The sequence below is a fragment of the Dechloromonas hankyongensis genome, assembly GCF_022012295.1.
Lineage (GTDB): Bacteria > Pseudomonadota > Gammaproteobacteria > Burkholderiales > Rhodocyclaceae > Azonexus > Azonexus hankyongensis.
This window is the reverse complement of sequence record NZ_JAKLTN010000002.1, coordinates 286,781-304,629: the sequence shown is the minus strand read 5'-3', so window position 1 is coordinate 304,629 and position 17,849 is coordinate 286,781. Positions and strand designations below refer to the sequence as shown.

The following is a 17,849-nucleotide window of genomic DNA, read 5'->3' as shown; positions in this document are numbered from 1 at the left end:
CATGGTCCCCGTTTCCCTATTGTTCTGGCTTGGCCTGGAAATCGCCGGCTATCTCTATGTCGGCCGCCACTACCTGCATGCCGACTGGGTGGCCACCCTGCTCGGCGCATTCGGCGGCATCCTTGGTGTGCGCGCCGGCATCAACGCCATCACCTGGACCTTCGCCGTGGCCCACGGCTCGCCGGCTCCCGCACTGGGCTTCATGCGCCGGGCGAGGATGGTCATCGAGGAATACCTCGCCTTCCTGCTCACATTCGTGCTGGTCATTCCCTTTGAACGCTTGTGGATGCCGGCCGATCGCCTGCCTCAAAGCAGCCATCCGGTCTTGCTGGTACACGGTTACGGCTGCAGCCGAGGCGTCTGGTGGCTGCTGCGCAAACGCCTCGAAGCAGCCGGCCACACCGTCGGCACGGTCAGCCTGGCTCCACCGTATATCAGCCTGGGGCGACTCGAGCCGCTCTTGAACCAACGCATTGAAGAAGTCTGCGCCGCCACTGGCAGCCGTCAAGTCACCCTGGTCTGCCACAGCATGGGCGGCCTGATCGCCCGTTGCTACCTGGCCCGGCACGGCAGGGAGCGCGTCGCCCGACTGATCACCCTGGCTTCCCCGCATCAGGGCAGCGACATGTGCCAGATCGGCTTCGGCCAGAATGCCCGCGAAATGACCAGCGGTTCGCTGTGGCTGCAGGACATGGCCGCCGAACCGCTGAGCGTTCCGGCAATCAGCTTACGCAATGCCTACGACAACTACGTAATGCCGCAGGATAATCAACGCTTGCCAGGTGCACGCGACGTCGAACTGCCGCCGGTCGGCCACATCGCCATGCTTTATGATGTACGCGTAGCCGACCGCCTCATTGAATTGCTGCAACAGAAACCATGAACATTCCCGATAACGCCCGCCGCCAGGCCCAGGACCTGCTCGATTTCATCGATGCCAGCCCCAGTCCCTGGCATGCCGTCCACACCTGCGAACAGCGCCTGCAGGCCGCCGGTTTCACCCGCTTGGAAGAAAGCGAGCGCTGGGCGCTGCAGCCGGGTGGCAAACACTACGTTGTGCGCGGCGGCTCATCGATCATCGCCTTCAGCGCCGGCAGCGAAGCCATGGCCGAAGCCGGCCTGCGCATCATCGGCGCCCACACCGATTCGCCGGGCCTGCGCATCAAACCCAAGCCGGCCGAGGAAGTCGGCGGCATGGTTCGCCTCGGCGTGGAAGTCTATGGCGGCCCTATCCTGGCCACCTTCGCCGACCGTGATCTGTCGCTGGCCGGTCGGGTCAATGTGCGCGTCGCCGACGGTTTCGAAACGCGGCTGGTGCGCTTTGCCGATCCGCTGCTGCGCCTGCCCAACCTGGCCATCCACATGAACCGCGAGGTCAACGAGAACGGCCTGAAATTCAACAAGCAGACCGAACTCCCCTTGCTGCTCGGAGTGGCCGAGGATGGCACCAAAGCTGACCTGCGTTTCCGCCAGCCCATCGCCACCGCCCTCGGCGTTCAGCCCGACGATCTGCTGACCTGGGAACTGAATGCCTACGATACGCAGAAAGGCAGCTTGTGGGGCGCCGATCGCGAATTCGTTACCAACAGCCAGCTCGACAACCTGGCCTCCTGCCATGCCGCACTAAGCGCCTTGCTGGCTACCGAAAAGCCCGCGGCTACGGCGCTGTGCGCCTTCTTCGACCATGAGGAAGTGGGCAGCGAAAGCGCGGCCGGCGCCGGCGGCAGCTTCGTTGCCGACGTGATCGCCCGTCTGGCCGGCAACGCCGGGCTGGATGGCGAAGACCAGCGCCGCATGCTGGCGCGCAGCTTCTTCATCAGCGCCGACATGGCGCACGGCTGGCACCCGAACTTTCCGGCCGCCTACGAGCCATGCCACCACGCCCTGGTCAATGCCGGCCCGGTGATCAAGAGCAACGCCAACCAGCGCTACAGCACCAATGCCGAAACGGCGGCCCGCTTCATGGCCATCTGCGACAAAGCCGGCGTGCCCTGCCAGCTATACGCCCACCGCACCGATCTCGGTTGCGGCAGCACCATCGGCCCCATCGTCGCGTCGCGGCTGGGCATCGCCAGCGTCGACGTCGGCTCCCCCATGTGGGCCATGCACAGCATCCGCGAAAGCGCCGGCGTTCTGGATCACAGTTACATGATCGCTGCCCTGACCGCGGCCTTCGCCGACTGACATGAACGAACTTATCCTCTTCCTCGCCGGCTCGGCCGTCATCGTCTGGTGGTCGCGCAAACCGCTGAGCAAACCGGGCAGCCACGGTTTCTACCGCTTCTTCGCGTGGGAAGCCATTCTCGGCCTGATCGTCATGAATCGCGAGGTTTGGGGTTCCGATCCTCTTTCGCCGCACCAGATGGCGTCGTGGATCTTGATGATGAGCAGCATCGCCCTGGTCGCCATCGGTGTCGCCACCCTGCAACGCGACGGAGCCCCCGATACCCAGCGCGACGACGGTTCCTTCTACGAATTCGAGAAAACGACGCAACTGGTGTCGCACGGCATTTTCGCCTACATCAGACACCCGATGTATGCGTCGCTGCTGGCGCTGGCCTGGGGGGTCTTCTTCCAGAATCCGAACCTGCCCGGAACCGCGATTGCGCTGGTGGCGAGCGTTGCCCTGTGGCTGACCGCCACCACTGACGAAAAGGAATGCCTGGCCTATTTCGGCCAGGAGTACGCCGACTACATGCTGCGTACCAAGCGCTTCATTCCTTTTCTGTTCTGAAACTTACTCCGGAGCGCCCTTCGTCCCCATCATCTCGTTGCAGGTCGCCCGCCCGAACGCCTCGGCCTTTTTCGGGCTGGAAATCTGCGGTTCGTCGTAGATACGCTTGATGATGTGATTGGTGATCCGCGCTCCGTCGCTGCCGTCCTCGACGAACAGCTTGATCGGGGTTCCCCGCTCGCGATTGTAGAAAGCCTGCAGGGCGTGGTCGCGGACGCGCTCGCAGAAGCGGATTTTCTGGGCATCGGGCATGCTGTCATCGACTTGGCCGGCATGTCCGTGAGCCATGGCGCCACCGGAAGCCAGCAGCGCCAGCAGGAGAAGCGGGAAGCGTTTCATTTGTCGGTATCCTGGATCGAGGTGAGGTAGGCCAGGATGTCCTGGATGTCCTGCGCCTTGAGGTCGTTGAGCCGACCGACCGTGCCTTCCTCGTCGTGCGGCCGGTCCCCCTTCAGGTAAAGGCTGACCTGGCGTTGCAGATAGTTGGTGTATTGGCCGACCAGCATCGGGAACATGCCCCTGCCCTTGCCCGTCTTGCCATGGCAGGCCGCACATTGCTTCTGGTAGATCTTCTCGCCATTTTCCAGGTCGCCTTCGGCGCGCGGAATGATCATCACGCGGTCGGCCATCAGCAGTTTGGTCAGCGCATCCTCGTTGCCGGTATAGGTCGGCATCTTGGTATCGAGCACGATGCCGTTCAGATAGGCGGCGATGTCCTTGATGTCCTCGTCCGATAGTTCGCGCTCCTGGGTATAGGGGAACATCGGGATGTTGACCCGGGTCCGCGAGCGGAAATTCTTCAGCTGGCTCTCGATGTATTTCACCTGCTGACCGGCAATCCGCGGGTATTCGCCCTTCTTGCCACCCTGGCCGTTATCGCTGTGGCAAGCGGCACAGGTGCCATTGATCTCCTTGCCTTTCTCGAGATCGGCGGCCAGCGCCACGCCGCCACACGCCAGGCCGGCCAGCAGGAAAGGAATACGCAGATACGTCAGCATGCAAAGAACTCCAGTGAAAGCTGCGGCGAATTGTCGCATCTTCCGGGCGGCCGAAAATTGACGCAAATCACGCATAATTCGCCCCATGCCAATGAGTTCATGCACCAACCAAAGCGTCGATCACCAGGCCAACTTACGCCGACTGGTCGCCGGTCGCTGGGTCGTGCTGGCCATTCTGATCCAGCTCATCCTGATGGGACCGGGCTTGCTGGACATTCCCGTGCCGCAGGTTCCGCTCCTCGGCATCATGGCGGTGGTCGGCCTGTTCAATTGGCTGGCCCAGTGGCGGGTGGCGCGTAGCCAAATGGCGACGGACGGCGAACTGTTCACCCAACTGCTGTTCGATATCGGTGCCCTGTCCGCCGTCGTCTTCTTCAGCGGCGGCGCCGCCAATCCCCTGGTTTCGCTGCTGCTGCCCCCGGTGGCGACCGCAGCGCTGACCCTGCCCCGGCGCTACGTGATCATCGTCAGTGCCGTGGCGATCGTCACCTATTCGCTGCTCATGGTGTTCTACATCCCGCTGCCGATGACCGATGCGTCACGCGCCACCCGCCTGCACCTGATCGGCATGTGGCTGATTTTCGTCATCTCGGCCGTCATGATCGGCTGGATCATCGTGCACATGACTCAATTGATCCGCGAACGCGACGCCGAACTGGCCGCCAGCCGGGAACAGGCATTGCGCGACGAGCGCGTGATGGCGATGGGCACACTGGCGGCCGGTGCCGCCCACGAGCTCGGCACCCCCCTGGGCACCATGGCGCTGCTCGCCGGCGAACTGGCCAACGAGCCGGGACTCAGCGATCCGGCACGCGAGGATATCGCCCTGCTCCGTCAGCAAATCGCCGTATGCAAAAAGATCATCACCGGCCTGTCGCGCCGCGCCGGAGCGGAACGTCTGGAAAATGCCGGATCACTGCCCGCCGATCGCTGGCTGGACGGCGTTCGCCAGCATTGGCATGCCGCCCGCCCGCAGACCAATAGCCGGCTTATCGTCACCAGCGATGGCGGTGCGCCGGACATCGTGGCCGACCCGCGCCTCGAACAGGCGGTTCTCAATCTATTGAACAACGCCGCCAACGCCACGCCCAAGCCGCTGGAAATCCGCCTGGGCTGGGGCAGCGACGACCTGTGCCTGGACATTCGCGACCACGGCCCCGGTTTTCCGCCCGAAGTGCTGGCGCATGGCGGGCAGACCAGTTTTCCCGCCCATGAACGCGGCAGCGGCGTCGGCCTGATGCTGACCCGGACCGCCATAGAACAACTTGGCGGCAGGCTATCCCTGCTCAACCCCGACGACGGCGGCGCCATCGCCCGCATCGAACTGCCCAGAGCGAAATCATGACTACACCGATGCTGATCATCGATGACGACCCCAGTTTCAACGCCATTCTAGTCCGCACCCTGGAACGACGCGGCTACCCGGCCTGCGGTGCGCTGGATGCCCAGGCGGCGCTCGACAAGGCACGCGAAATTGCCCCCGGGCGCGTGGTGCTCGACCTCAACCTGAACGGCGCGTCCGGGCTGGCCCTGATCCCGCAGTTGCTGGACATCGTCCCCGACTGCCGGATCGTTGTCCTGACCGGCTACGCCAGCATCGCCACTGCCGTTGATGCGGTCAAGCTGGGTGCTATCCAGTACCTGGCCAAGCCGGTCGAGATCGAGGCCATCCTCAGCGCCTTCGACGAAGACGCCAACCCGGACTTCGACCTGCCCATTTCCGACGAACCGCTATCGGTCGACCGGCTCGAATGGGAGCACATCCAACGCGTGCTCAACGAAAACGACGGCAACATCTCGGCCACGGCGCGCGCCCTGAAAATGCATCGGCGGACCCTTCAGCGCAAGTTGTCCAAACGGCCGGTCAAGAGCTAGGCTGCCGAGAGCAGTCCACGCGTCACTCTCCAAAAGACAAAGGCCGCCGCGCACCCGGTACGCGACGGCCAAACCGCGGTGTAACGGCTTAGTGTTTGTGGTCCGACATCGGCATGCCCGCCGCCATCGGACGCACCACCTTGGCATCGACCGTCTTGGTGCTGCCGTCGTCGAAAGTCAGGGTGATCGGCACGACGTCACCTTCCTTCATCGGCGCCTTGAGGTCGATCATCATGATGTGCAGGCCACCGGGCTTGAGCACGGCTTCCCCCTTGGCCTTAATATCGACGGCCGGCACCGGACGCATTTTCATCACCCCGCCCTCGTTCAGATGGGTATGCAGTTCGGTGACCTTGGATGCGGGATTGTCGGCCTTGAGCACCTTCACGTCCTTGTCGCCGTTGTTCTTGATCACCATGAAGGCTCCGGTGGCCGGGGCATTAGGCGGCGCCAGGCGGACATAGGGGTCCTGGACGGCGACATTGTCGGCGGCGCCGGCAAAAACCGCGGCCGAAAAAACGAGGCCGGCCGCCAGCAGGGAAAGTTGTTTCATGAACTGATGCTCCTTCACGGTTGAGTCAAATATTTGCGGACGGCAAGGGCCACCTGGTCCGGCGGCGTGGCATGGGCGATCTTGGCGACCACCTTGCCGTCGGGGCCGACGATGAAGGTGTCCGACGAATGATCGACGACATACCCGCCGCCCGCCGTGTCGACCTTCTGCTCGGCATAGAAGACGCCATAGCGCTTAGCGATCTCGGCAATCGTTTCGGCGCTCCCGGTCACGCCGACGATGGCCGGATGGAAGAACTCGGCATACTCCTTCAATCGGGCCGGCGTATCGCGCTTCGGATCGACCGAGATGAAAATCATCGCCACCTTGGCCAACTCGTCGGGAGTCAGTTGCTTGAGACCCTCTGCCGTGGCTGCCAATGAAGTCGGACAAACATCCGGGCAAAAAGTGTAACCAAAATAGATCAGCACCAATTTCCCGCGATAGTCATGCAGCGAAACCGGACCGCCCGTCGACTGCAGCGTGAAATCGCCGCCCGCCACGATGGGCGCCCGGGGAAGCGGCCGCTCCGGCATTTCCGGATGCCACAGGGCAGCGACGCCGGCAATCGCGATGGCAAGCACAAGGGCGGCAAGGCCCAGCAAACGTTCAGACATCACTCCTGCCCTCCCGAAGTAAAGCGATAAGGTACGGCAATTCGCTCGTTGCCGGCCTCGATCAACACGGTTGCCTGCCACTCCATGTGTCCGGTAATGCACACCGGCAGCGTCGCCTCGCCGCTGAAGCGTCCGTCGCCGCGCTTGGCGAGTTCCGGACGGTTCAGGCCCATGTTCATGTCGATGCCGGTGAAGTCGACCTCGACGCGGCTCGGCGACATGGCATGGGTCATCACCTGGACTTCGAACGGCTTGACCAGCGGAATCGGTTTGCCGCCCATCGACAACTCGACCTGACCGCCAGAGGGCAGCGTCACAGCACAGGCCTGCTTCTGCAGATTGCAGGCAGGGTCGGGAAACACGGTGACGTCGGCCTTCGGCAACAGCATCGGCGACAGCTTGTAGCCGATGACGACAACCAGGGCTATCAACTCGATGCCAATCAAATCAATCAATATCTTCTTGTTCACGGGGCACTTCTAAACATGAAACCGTTGGGGACAGTGCATTTTCGCTTATATCCCCGGCATGAATTTAACAAACATCAATTCTTTCACGTACTGCGAGGCATAGAGTGTGCGGCAAATTGTCGCAGCGGTTTTTTGCCGCAGGCGCCGATGGGGGAAATAGAAGTTGTGACTTCTTGTTTTGGGAGAAATCAGATGAGTAAATTTGCAGTGAAAACCACCGCACTGGTTCTGGCAGCGAGTTTCGCCGCCACGGTGTGGTCCGCCGAGTCGCTGCAGGACGTGATGAAGCGTCGTGGCCTGAGCCAGCAGGATCTGCTGGCTGCGTCCAAGACCTACGTTCCGACCGGCAAGCGTGACGAATTCGTCGTCTTCAGTTCGGGCGGTCAGTCCGGCCAGGTGATCGTGTATGGCATTCCGTCCATGCGCATCCTGAAGTACATCGGCGTGTTCACGCCGGAACCGTGGCAGGGCTACGGCTTCGACGAAAACTCCAAGGCCGTGCTGAACCAGGGCGCTATCGATGGCAAGACCATCACCTGGGGCGACACGCACCACCCGGCGATTTCCGAAACCCAGGGCAAGTACGACGGTCAGTTCCTGTTCATCAACGATAAGGCCAATCCGCGTCTGGCCGTGATCGACCTGCGTGACTTCGAAACCAAGCAGATCGTGGTCAACCCGATCTACAAGTCCGAACACGGTGGCGCCTTCGTGACGCCGAACACCGAGTACGTCATCGAAGCCGCCCAGTACGCCTCGCCGCTGGAAAACAAGAAGTTCTATCCGCTCGAAGAATTCAACGAGAAGTATCGCGGTGGCGTGACCTACTGGAAGTTCGACCGCAAGGAAGGCCGCATCGATCCGAAGGAATCCTTCTCCCTCGAACTGCCGCCTTACTCGCAGGACTTGTCCGACGCCGGCAAGGGTCCGTCCGAAGGCTGGTCGTTCACCAACTCCTTCTGTTCCGAGCGTTACGTCGGCGGTATCGAAAAGGGCCGTCCGCCGTATGAAGCCGGCTGCTCCGCCAAGGACACCGACTATCTGCACGTGATCAACTGGAAGAAGGCTGCCGAACTGGTTGCCGCCGGCAAGGCCAAGGTCATCAACGGCCACAAGGTGCTGCCGATCGACGTCTCCGTCAAGGAAGGCATCCTCTTCCTGGTGCCGGAACCGAAGTCGCCGCACGGCGTCGACGTGACCCCGGACGGTAAGTTCCTGACCGTCTCCGGCAAGCTCGACACCCACGTGTCCGTGTTCTCCTTCGAGAAGATCCAGGCCGCCATCAAGGCCGGCAAGTTCGAGTCCAAGGATCCGTACGGCATTCCGGTCATCGGCATGAAGGATGCGCTGCACACCCAGGTCCAGCTCGGCCTCGGCCCCTTGCATACCCAGTACGACTCCAAGCCCTGTATCGCCTACACCTCGCTGTATGTCGATTCGCAGGTCGTGAAGTGGAACCACTGCGAAGGCAAGGTTCTCGACAAGATCTCGGTGCACTACAACATCGGTCACCTGATGACCATGGAAGGTGACTCCGCCGATCCGAAGGGCCGTTACCTGGTCGCCCTGAACAAGCTGGCGATCGACCGTTTCGTGCCGGTTGGCCCGCTGCACCCGCAGAACCACCAGCTGATCGACATTTCGAACGACAAGATGCAATTGTTGTACGACATGCCGCTGCCGCTGGGCGAGCCGCACTACGCCGTCGCCATCTCGGCCGACAAGCTGAAGCCGGGCGTCCGTTACAAGGTGGGTACCGATTCGCGTACCGACAAGCCGCACCCGGGCATGGTCCGCGCCGGCGAGGAAACGACGACCAAGAAGGGCAACAAGATCGAGGTCAAGGGTACGCTGATCCGTTCGCACATCACGCCGGAAACCATCGAGGCTGAAGTGGGCGACGAAGTCACCATCCACCTGACCAACCTCGAACGCGCCCAGGACGAGACCCACGGCTTCACGGTGTCGACCTACAACGTCCACGCCTCGGTTGAACCGGGCAAGACGGTCACCGTCAAGTTCAAGGCTGACAAGGAAGGCGTCTATCCGTACTACTGCACGGAATTCTGCTCGGCGCTGCACCTGGAAATGCAGGGTTACCTGCTGGTCAAGCCGAAGGGCTGGAAGCCGACCAAGACCACCGAAGCCAAGGCCAGCTATACCGAAGCCGACTATAAGGCGACGGTGAAGAAGGTTGCTGACACCCAGGCCGTCATCGATTCCGTGGTCGGTTACATCACCAGCGTGAATTACAAGGACTTCCCGGATGTCGTCGCCATGGTCGAGGATGCAACCGACCAGCTGGGCAAGATGAAGGATGCCAAGGCCAAGCACGAAGCCGCTGCCGCCAAGAAGGATTGGGACCAAGCCAACCTCTGGGCTGAGCAAGTCTGGCAGTACCAGGTCAAGGCCGCCGACATCGGTCTCCGTGCCAAGACCTACCTCGAGCAGAACGGCGCCAAAAAGGTCAAGTAAGCAGTATTGACCCTAGGCAACAGGAGGGGCAGAGTAATCTGCCCCTCTTTTTTTGATCGCAATCCCCGTCATGCCAACTGGCGACAAACAACCGCTCCCCCTGGCTGGCCTGGCCGGCACGCTGCTGGCCATCGCCGTGTGGAGCATCCTCGTCCTGCTCTCCGCCCTCGCCCAGCGCGAGCAGCTCAATCGCGCCGCAGCGGAACTGGCACGCATCGATGCCGTCGCCAACCTGAAAAAGGATATGGCCATCCGCAAATGGGCGTCGAGCGTCGAAGGTGTGTTCATCCGTGAAGAACGGGTACCGCCCATCAATTCGCTGGACGAAGAAGAACGGCTCACTGCCCTCCGCGGCAACGGCGAACAGCTGCGCCTGGTCTCGGTTACCCCCATCCATCTGCTGCTCGCCATTCAGGGCCAGACCAATGCCAATGCCGAGACCGGTTCGAAGGAGCGCCTGACCTCGAATCAGCTGCGCAATATCCAGAACGCGCCGGATGAGTGGGAAAAACAGGCTCTGGAAGCTTTGAACCGCGGTGCCAAGATGGTCACCGAAAACCTGCCGAAAAAAGGCGGGCATGGCCTGATGCGGGCAATGATCCCGATGAAGATGGAAGCCGAATGTCTGGAATGCCATCGCGACACGCTGATCCCGGTCGGCGGACTGCGCGGCGGCGCCTCGGTCACCATCGACCTGAACACCTATCGCTCGGCACAGGAACCAACCTGGCGTGCCATCCGGCTATGGCATAGCGGCATCTGGCTGCTCGGCATCGCCACCATCCTGCTGCTGCATTACATCTCCCGCCGCCGCGCCGCCGACCTGCAGCGCGTCGACCTGGCGCGCCGGGAAAACGAAACCGCTTTCGCTGCCATGGCCGAAGGTGCAGTGATCACCGATGCCGACGCCACCATCCTGTGGGTCAACGACGCCTTCTGCCGCATTTCCGGCTACTCGCGCGACGAAGTGATCGGTAGCAATCCCCGCATGCTGAAGTCCGGGCTCCATGACCGGGATTTCTACGCAGCGCTGTGGGGACAACTCAGCGCAACCGGGCATTGGCGCGGCGAAATATGGAACCGGCGCAAGAATGGCGAAATCTTCCCGGAAGAAATTTCAATGCAGGCCCTGCGCGGCCCCAACGGCAAGATACGCCGCTACATCTCGATCTTCTCCGACATTACCGAACGGAAAAAGAACGAAAACGAGCTGGCCCGCCATCGCGAGCACTTGGAAGAGCTGGTTCGCCAGCGTACCGAGGAACTGACCATCGCGCGCGACCAGGCCGAAGCCGCCAACCGCAGCAAATCGCTGTTCCTGGCCAATATGAGCCACGAACTGCGCACCCCGCTCAATGCGGTCATCGGTTTTTCCCAGTTGATGGAGAACGACCCGTCGCTGTCGACCGCCCAGCAGCGCCGCTTGGAGATCATCAACCATTCGGGGCACCACCTGCTGACGCTGATCAACGATATCCTCGAACTGTCCAAGATCGAATCCGGAAAAATGCAGGTCAGCCCGGAAGAAGTCGATCTCCAGCATCTGCTCGAACAGGTGGTCGACATGATGCGCCTGCGCGCCGAACAGCTCGGGCTGTATCTGGCGCTTGAAACCGACCGTCTGACGCCGGCCGTGGTCGATCCCGGCATGCTGCGCCAGATCCTGCTCAACCTGCTGTCCAATGCGCTAAAATTCACCCCGGCCGGCCAAGTCATCGTCTCGGCGCGCGCCATGCCGATCGACGCCGGGCAGATTCGCCTGGAATTCGGCGTGCGCGACACCGGCATCGGCATCTCGCCGGAAGACTGCCAGCGCATTTTTTCCTCCTTTGAACAGGTCGGCTCGGCCCATCAGGGCGGCACCGGCCTCGGCCTGAGCATCAGCCGGCGCTATGTGCAGATGCTGGGCGGCGAACTGGCCGTCGATTCGGTGCCGGGCAAGGGATCGTATTTCCATTTCACCATCGTCGCCGCCGTGGCCGACATGGCGCCGCCGCAACGCCCGCATCCCGACATACTGCGTCTGCCCCCGGGCGAACGCGGCAAGCGGATCCTGATCGTGGATGACGGGCTGGAATCCCGGCTGCTCGTGCGTTCGCTGCTCGAACCGCTCGGCTTTGCTGTAGCCGAGGCGAGCAACCTAGTAGAGGCGCGCCGATCCATTGCCGACACCCTGCCCGACCTCATCCTGCTCGACTGGTTCCTGCCCGACGGCCAAGGCTTGGACCTGATCCGAAACCTGCCGGAGCCCCGCCCGCGCGTCGTCATGCTGACCGCCAACGCCATGGCCGAAACCCGCGCCCAGTCGCTGGCCGCCGGCGCCGATGATTTTCTCAGCAAGCCGTTTGAAAACGCCGGCCTGTTCCACATCATCGAGCATCAACTGGGCCTCACCTTCCAGCGCAGTCAGCCGACGCGGCCGCCCTCCCCGCCGCCCGTACCGGACGCCGATGCCTTGACGAGCCTGCCCGACGCCCTGCGCACCCAGCTCGTCCAGGCTGCCATTTCCCTCAACCCCGACGAAATCACGGCCGCTGTCGCCCGCGTTGCCGAGGTGGCTCCCGAACTGGCCGCCGCGCTGAGCGACATTTCCAATCGCCGGCGCTATCCGGCGCTGTGGGAATTACTCGGCATTATGGACAAGGAATCATGACTGCGCAGACCGCCACCACCGGACGCCCGGAAATCCTGATCGTTGACGATACGGTCGCCTCGCTCGACCTGCTCGCTGACCTGCTGGCCAAGGCCGGCTACGCTGTGCGTGCCGCCCAGGATGCCCGGATGGCCCTGCACTCGGCACTGGCCAAGGCTCCCGAATTAATCCTCCTCGACGTCCGCATGCCGGGCATGGACGGCTACGAACTGTGTCGCCGGCTCAAGGCCGAACCGGCAACCCACGACATCCCGGTGATCTTCCTGTCCGCCCTGCGTGAAACTGAAGACAAGGTCCGCGGCTTCGCGCTCGGTGCCGTCGATTACATCGGCAAGCCTTTCCAGCCGGAAGAAGTGCTGGCGCGGGTACGCACCCATATCGAGTTGCGCCGCCTGCAGACCCGGCTAGAAGAGCGCGTCGCCGAGCGGACCGAACAACTGCACCGCTCGCAGGCCCGCCTGCACGAACTGGCCGGTCACCTGCAAACCATCCGCGAAGAGGAGCGCACCACCATTGCGCGGGAACTGCACGACGAATTGGGCCAGGCCCTCACTGCGCTGCGCATCGACCTCGGCTGGATCAAGCGGCAGTGTGCCGAATCGAGCCCGCCCCTTCATGCCCGCGCCGAGACGGCGCACGCCCTGATCGAACGGACCATCGATGCCTTGCGCCGCATTTCCGAAGGATTGCGTCCCGGCATGCTCGACGTGCTGGGCCTGGCTGCCGCCATCGAGCATCTGGTCGATCAATTCACCGAACGCAGCGGTATCGAATGCCATCTGGACGTGGACCGCGACGAGTTCGATCTTGACCAAGGGCTGGCTATCACCGTCTTCCGCCTGATCCAGGAGGCGCTGACCAACGTTACCCGCCATGCCTCGGCGACCCGGGTGGATATCGGCTTGCGCGAAGAGGACGGGCGGATCGTGGTGCACTTTAGCGACAACGGCGTCGGTTTTCCGGACAGCGAACCGCAACAGGGATTCGGCCTGCTCGGCATGCGCGAACGGGCGGCCATGCTGGGAGGTGATATCGTGATCGATGGCAGCAACGGAACGCGGATTGTTGCCAGCTTTCCGTTGAAAACGGGGGAGAAACCATGATTCGCATCTTCATCGCCGACGACCACGACATCCTGCGCGCCGGCCTGAAACACATCCTGGCCGACAGCGGCGACATTACGGTGGCCGGCGAAGCGAGTAACGGCATCGAGACGCTGGCCATGTTGCGCCAATCGCCCTTCGACGCCCTAGTCCTCGACTTGTCGATGCCGGGCCGCAGCGGCATCGAATTGATCAAGCAGATCAAGGCCGAGTTGCCCAAGCTGCCCATCTTGATCCTCAGCATGCACAAGGAGGATCTCTATGCGGTGCGTGCCCTCAAGGCGGGCGCTTCCGGCTACCTGTGCAAGGACAACGCCGAAGCGCTGCTCGCCGAAGCCATCCGTAAGGTTGCCGAGGGTGGCTTGTTCATCACGCAGAGCGTCACCGAGAAGCTGGCCCTCGAGGTACTGCCCGGACGCGGCACCCAGGCCCCGCACAGCCGGTTGACCGATCGCGAATACCAGATCTTCCTGCTTATCGTGCAGGGCCTCGGCATTACCGAGATCGGCCGCCAGCTCAGCCTGAGCGCCAAAACGGTCAGTACCCACAAGGCCAATATCCTGGCCAAGATGAATCTGCACAACAGCGCCGAACTGGTTCGCTATGCCATTCAGTTGCGATTGGTTCGGGAGGACGACGTACTTCCGGGGTAGGAATTTTCCTAGGCCACCTCATCCCGATTCCTAAGCGAATATTCAGCCGATCTCACCTGCCCATCACCCTTTCGGACGCGCACAATGCGGCAAATTGTCGCAGAGACGATGGGGGAAATAGAAGTTGTGACTTCTTGTTTTGGGAGAAATCAGATGAGTAAATTTGCAGTGAAAACCACCGCACTGGTTCTGGCAGCGAGTTTCGCCGCCACGGTGTGGTCCGCCGAGTCGCTGCAGGACGTGATGAAGCGTCGTGGCCTGAGCCAGCAGGATCTGCTGGCTGCGTCCAAGACCTACGTTCCGACCGGCAAGCGTGACGAATTCGTCGTCTTCAGTTCGGGCGGTCAGTCCGGCCAGGTGATCGTGTATGGCATTCCGTCCATGCGCATCCTGAAGTACATCGGCGTGTTCACGCCGGAACCGTGGCAGGGCTACGGCTTCGACGAAAACTCCAAGGCCGTGCTGAACCAGGGCGCTATCGATGGCAAGACCATCACCTGGGGCGACACGCACCACCCGGCGATTTCCGAAACCCAGGGCAAGTACGACGGTCAGTTCCTGTTCATCAACGATAAGGCCAATCCGCGTCTGGCCGTGATCGACCTGCGTGACTTCGAAACCAAGCAGATCGTGGTCAACCCGATCTACAAGTCCGAACACGGTGGCGCCTTCGTGACGCCGAACACCGAGTACGTCATCGAAGCCGCCCAGTACGCCTCGCCGCTGGAAAACAAGAAGTTCTATCCGCTCGAAGAATTCAACGAGAAGTATCGCGGTGGCGTGACCTACTGGAAGTTCGACCGCAAGGAAGGCCGCATCGATCCGAAGGAATCCTTCTCCCTCGAACTGCCGCCTTACTCGCAGGACTTGTCCGACGCCGGCAAGGGTCCGTCCGAAGGCTGGTCGTTCACCAACTCCTTCTGTTCCGAGCGTTACGTCGGCGGTATCGAAAAGGGCCGTCCGCCGTATGAAGCCGGCTGCTCCGCCAAGGACACCGACTATCTGCACGTGATCAACTGGAAGAAGGCTGCCGAACTGGTTGCCGCCGGCAAGGCCAAGGTCATCAACGGCCACAAGGTGCTGCCGATCGACGTCTCCGTCAAGGAAGGCATCCTCTTCCTGGTGCCGGAACCGAAGTCGCCGCACGGCGTCGACGTGACCCCGGACGGTAAGTTCCTGACCGTCTCCGGCAAGCTCGACACCCACGTGTCCGTGTTCTCCTTCGAGAAGATCCAGGCCGCCATCAAGGCCGGCAAGTTCGAGTCCAAGGATCCGTACGGCATTCCGGTCATCGGCATGAAGGATGCGCTGCACACCCAGGTCCAGCTCGGCCTCGGCCCCTTGCATACCCAGTACGACTCCAAGCCCTGTATCGCCTACACCTCGCTGTATGTCGATTCGCAGGTCGTGAAGTGGAACCACTGCGAAGGCAAGGTTCTCGACAAGATCTCGGTGCACTACAACATCGGTCACCTGATGACCATGGAAGGTGACTCCGCCGATCCGAAGGGCCGTTACCTGGTCGCCCTGAACAAGCTGGCGATCGACCGTTTCGTGCCGGTTGGCCCGCTGCACCCGCAGAACCACCAGCTGATCGACATTTCGAACGACAAGATGCAATTGTTGTACGACATGCCGCTGCCGCTGGGCGAGCCGCACTACGCCGTCGCCATCTCGGCCGACAAGCTGAAGCCGGGCGTCCGTTACAAGGTGGGTACCGATTCGCGTACCGACAAGCCGCACCCGGGCATGGTCCGCGCCGGCGAGGAAACGACGACCAAGAAGGGCAACAAGATCGAGGTCAAGGGTACGCTGATCCGTTCGCACATCACGCCGGAAACCATCGAGGCTGAAGTGGGCGACGAAGTCACCATCCACCTGACCAACCTCGAACGCGCCCAGGACGAGACCCACGGCTTCACGGTGTCGACCTACAACGTCCACGCCTCGGTTGAACCGGGCAAGACGGTCACCGTCAAGTTCAAGGCTGACAAGGAAGGCGTCTATCCGTACTACTGCACGGAATTCTGCTCGGCGCTGCACCTGGAAATGCAGGGTTACCTGCTGGTCAAGCCGAAGGGCTGGAAGCCGACCAAGACCACCGAAGCCAAGGCCAGCTATACCGAAGCCGACTATAAGGCGACGGTGAAGAAGGTTGCTGACACCCAGGCCGTCATCGATTCCGTGGTCGGTTACATCACCAGCGTGAATTACAAGGACTTCCCGGATGTCGTCGCCATGGTCGAGGATGCAACCGACCAGCTGGGCAAGATGAAGGATGCCAAGGCCAAGCACGAAGCCGCTGCCGCCAAGAAGGATTGGGACCAAGCCAACCTCTGGGCTGAGCAAGTCTGGCAGTACCAGGTCAAGGCCGCCGACATCGGTCTCCGTGCCAAGACCTACCTCGAGCAGAACGGCGCCAAAAAGGTCAAGTAAATACCGATTTGATGTATCTCATTAAACTTGAGTGGGAAGCTGGGTTATCTTGGCTTCCCACCAAATAACGGAGGGTAAATCCATGAAAGTAGCAGTATTTCTCGCCATCGCCGCGCTCACGGCCGGCTCCGCCATCGCAGCTCCGGACGGTGCCAAGCTGTATGCCGAAAAGACCTGTAATGCCTGCCACGGCCCCAAGGGCGACAAGCCGCTGATGCCGAACTATCCGAAGATCGCCGGACAGAATGCGGCCTACATCGAACAGCAGATGCATGACATCAAGAGCGGCGCCCGCAACAACGGCCAGACCGCCGCCATGAAGGGCGTCATGCACCTGGTCAACGACGAGGAAATCAAGGCCATCGCCGAACACCTTTCCAAGCTGAAATAAGTTGGAAAAGCCCGGCTTGCCGGGCTTATGACGTACATCAAGGAACGCTGATATAGCTTGGATAATAATTCAGCCATCGTTCCACATAACCTGACATCAAAGGACACCAAACATGAAAGCATCATTCCTTTTGATCAGCCTGCTGTCGGCAGGTATCGCCTTTGCCGCCCCACCGGCCCCGAAAACCGAAGGCATCGAAGGCAAGGACTACAAGTGGAACGCCCAGGGCGGCGAAAAGAGCGAAGCCCTGACCAAGAAGGGTGATCCGAAGGCCGGTGAAGAAGGTTACGAAACCTGCGCCGCCTGCCACCTGCCTTCCGGCGCCGGTCGCCCGGACGGCACCTTCCCGCAGCTCGCCGGCCAGCACACCACCGTGCTGATCAAGCAGATGGCCGACATCCGTGCCGGTCTGCGCGACAACCCGACCATGTACCCGTTCGCCGCCACCCTGACCGATGCCCAGGAACTGGCCAACGTCGCTTCCTACATCGAGAAGCTCTGTATTCCGCTCGACCACGGTCATTACGATTCCAAGCCGGGCGACGCCGGCAAGGACTGGAAGGCACCGGCCGATACCGAAAAGCGTATCGCCGAAGGTAAGGGGCTGTACGAGAAGGAATGTCTGGAATGCCACGGCAAGAACGGCGAAGGCAACAAGGAAAAGTTCTACCCGGTGATCGCCGGTCAGCACTACAAGTACCTGCTGCGCCAGATGACCGAAATTCGCAACGGCCATCGCCGCAACGCCAACCCGGACATGGTCAAGATCATCAAGAAATACAGCGATGATCAGCTGATCTCCATCTCCGCCTACCAGGCCAGCCTGCAGATGCCTGGCAACATGTGCAAGCCGAAGGCTGCTGCACCGGCGAAGAAGAAGTAAGCTTCAAG

17 protein-coding genes are annotated in these 17,849 nt (G+C 61.7%); 12 read left to right on the top strand and 5 right to left on the bottom strand.

The window, feature by feature from the left end; all coding sequences use genetic code 11:
• Position 1 precedes the first annotated feature (1 nt).
• From LZ012_RS09910 to LZ012_RS09900, 3 genes are read left to right on the top strand one after another with little or no spacing between them, the layout of a single operon-like run.
• Positions 2–883: an esterase/lipase family protein gene (locus LZ012_RS09910; RefSeq protein ID WP_275710260.1), complete on the top strand. Its 882-nt coding sequence runs from the start codon at positions 2–4 to the stop codon at positions 881–883.
• Entirely contained in the window at positions 880–2,184 is a 1,305-nt protein-coding gene (locus LZ012_RS09905; RefSeq protein WP_275710258.1) for a M18 family aminopeptidase, read from the top strand. The genes LZ012_RS09910 and LZ012_RS09905 overlap by 4 nt, the downstream gene beginning before the upstream one ends.
• Before the next feature lies 1 nt (position 2,185).
• Entirely contained in the window at positions 2,186–2,734 is a 549-nt protein-coding gene (locus LZ012_RS09900; RefSeq protein WP_275710256.1) for a methyltransferase family protein, read from the top strand.
• Positions 2,735–2,737: 3 nt separating this feature from the next.
• On the opposite strand, the gene LZ012_RS09895 is transcribed toward LZ012_RS09900, so the two are convergent.
• Together LZ012_RS09895 and LZ012_RS09890 are read right to left on the bottom strand one after the other, a co-directional pair.
• Positions 2,738–3,073 (bottom strand): hypothetical protein, encoded by a 336-nt coding sequence (locus tag LZ012_RS09895; protein WP_275710253.1) that lies wholly within the window; start codon positions 3,071–3,073, stop codon positions 2,738–2,740.
• Positions 3,070–3,732: a c-type cytochrome gene (locus LZ012_RS09890; RefSeq protein WP_275710251.1), complete on the bottom strand. Its 663-nt coding sequence runs from the start codon at positions 3,730–3,732 to the stop codon at positions 3,070–3,072. Before LZ012_RS09890 ends, LZ012_RS09895 begins: the two co-directional genes overlap by 4 nt.
• A gap of 85 nt (positions 3,733–3,817) precedes the next feature.
• On the opposite strand from LZ012_RS09890, the gene LZ012_RS09885 reads away from it, so the two are divergent.
• Positions 3,818–5,077, top strand: coding sequence for an ATP-binding protein (locus tag LZ012_RS09885; RefSeq protein ID WP_275710249.1), 1,260 nt, complete (start codon positions 3,818–3,820; stop codon positions 5,075–5,077).
• Positions 5,074–5,607: a response regulator transcription factor gene (locus tag LZ012_RS09880; RefSeq protein WP_275710247.1), complete on the top strand. Its 534-nt coding sequence runs from the start codon at positions 5,074–5,076 to the stop codon at positions 5,605–5,607. Before LZ012_RS09885 ends, LZ012_RS09880 begins: the two co-directional genes overlap by 4 nt.
• 88 nt (positions 5,608–5,695) lie before the next feature.
• Here the strand turns inward: LZ012_RS09880 and LZ012_RS09875 are convergent, their stop codons facing one another.
• Genes LZ012_RS09875 through LZ012_RS09865 form a run of 3 tightly spaced genes read right to left on the bottom strand, consistent with a single transcriptional unit; the run spans position 5,696 to position 7,247 of the window.
• On the bottom strand, positions 5,696–6,160 hold the full coding sequence (locus tag LZ012_RS09875) for a copper chaperone PCu(A)C (protein WP_275710245.1): 465 nt from the start codon (positions 6,158–6,160) through the stop codon (positions 5,696–5,698).
• Between the two features lie 14 nt (positions 6,161–6,174).
• Entirely contained in the window at positions 6,175–6,765 is a 591-nt protein-coding gene (locus LZ012_RS09870; protein ID WP_275710242.1) for an SCO family protein, read from the bottom strand.
• 11 nt (positions 6,766–6,776) lie between these two features.
• Positions 6,777–7,247, bottom strand: coding sequence for a hypothetical protein (locus tag LZ012_RS09865; protein ID WP_275710240.1), 471 nt, complete (start codon positions 7,245–7,247; stop codon positions 6,777–6,779).
• Between the two features lie 192 nt (positions 7,248–7,439).
• On the opposite strand from LZ012_RS09865, the gene nosZ (LZ012_RS09860) reads away from it, so the two are divergent.
• From nosZ (LZ012_RS09860) to LZ012_RS09830, 7 genes are all read left to right on the top strand, one after another.
• The gene (gene nosZ / locus LZ012_RS09860; protein ID WP_275710231.1) at positions 7,440–9,722 is read left to right on the top strand and encodes a Sec-dependent nitrous-oxide reductase; all 2,283 of its coding nucleotides are present in this window, start codon (positions 7,440–7,442) and stop codon (positions 9,720–9,722) included.
• Between the two features lie 70 nt (positions 9,723–9,792).
• Positions 9,793–12,375 (top strand): ATP-binding protein, encoded by a 2,583-nt coding sequence (locus tag LZ012_RS09855; protein ID WP_275710238.1) that lies wholly within the window; start codon positions 9,793–9,795, stop codon positions 12,373–12,375.
• Positions 12,372–13,478, top strand: a complete 1,107-nt coding sequence (locus tag LZ012_RS09850; protein ID WP_275710236.1) for an ATP-binding response regulator — start codon at positions 12,372–12,374, stop codon at positions 13,476–13,478. The genes LZ012_RS09855 and LZ012_RS09850 overlap by 4 nt, the downstream gene beginning before the upstream one ends.
• Complete coding sequence (locus tag LZ012_RS09845) at positions 13,475–14,131, top strand: response regulator (RefSeq protein WP_275710234.1); 657 nt, start codon at positions 13,475–13,477, stop codon at positions 14,129–14,131. The genes LZ012_RS09850 and LZ012_RS09845 overlap by 4 nt, the downstream gene beginning before the upstream one ends.
• 153 nt (positions 14,132–14,284) lie before the next feature.
• Positions 14,285–16,567, top strand: coding sequence for a Sec-dependent nitrous-oxide reductase (gene nosZ / locus LZ012_RS09840; RefSeq protein WP_275710231.1), 2,283 nt, complete (start codon positions 14,285–14,287; stop codon positions 16,565–16,567).
• Positions 16,568–16,649: 82 nt separating this feature from the next.
• On the top strand, positions 16,650–16,958 hold the full coding sequence (locus LZ012_RS09835) for a c-type cytochrome (RefSeq protein ID WP_275710229.1): 309 nt from the start codon (positions 16,650–16,652) through the stop codon (positions 16,956–16,958).
• Positions 16,959–17,070: 112 nt separating this feature from the next.
• The gene (locus LZ012_RS09830; RefSeq protein ID WP_275710227.1) at positions 17,071–17,841 is read left to right on the top strand and encodes a c-type cytochrome; all 771 of its coding nucleotides are present in this window, start codon (positions 17,071–17,073) and stop codon (positions 17,839–17,841) included.
• Positions 17,842–17,849 lie beyond the last annotated feature (8 nt).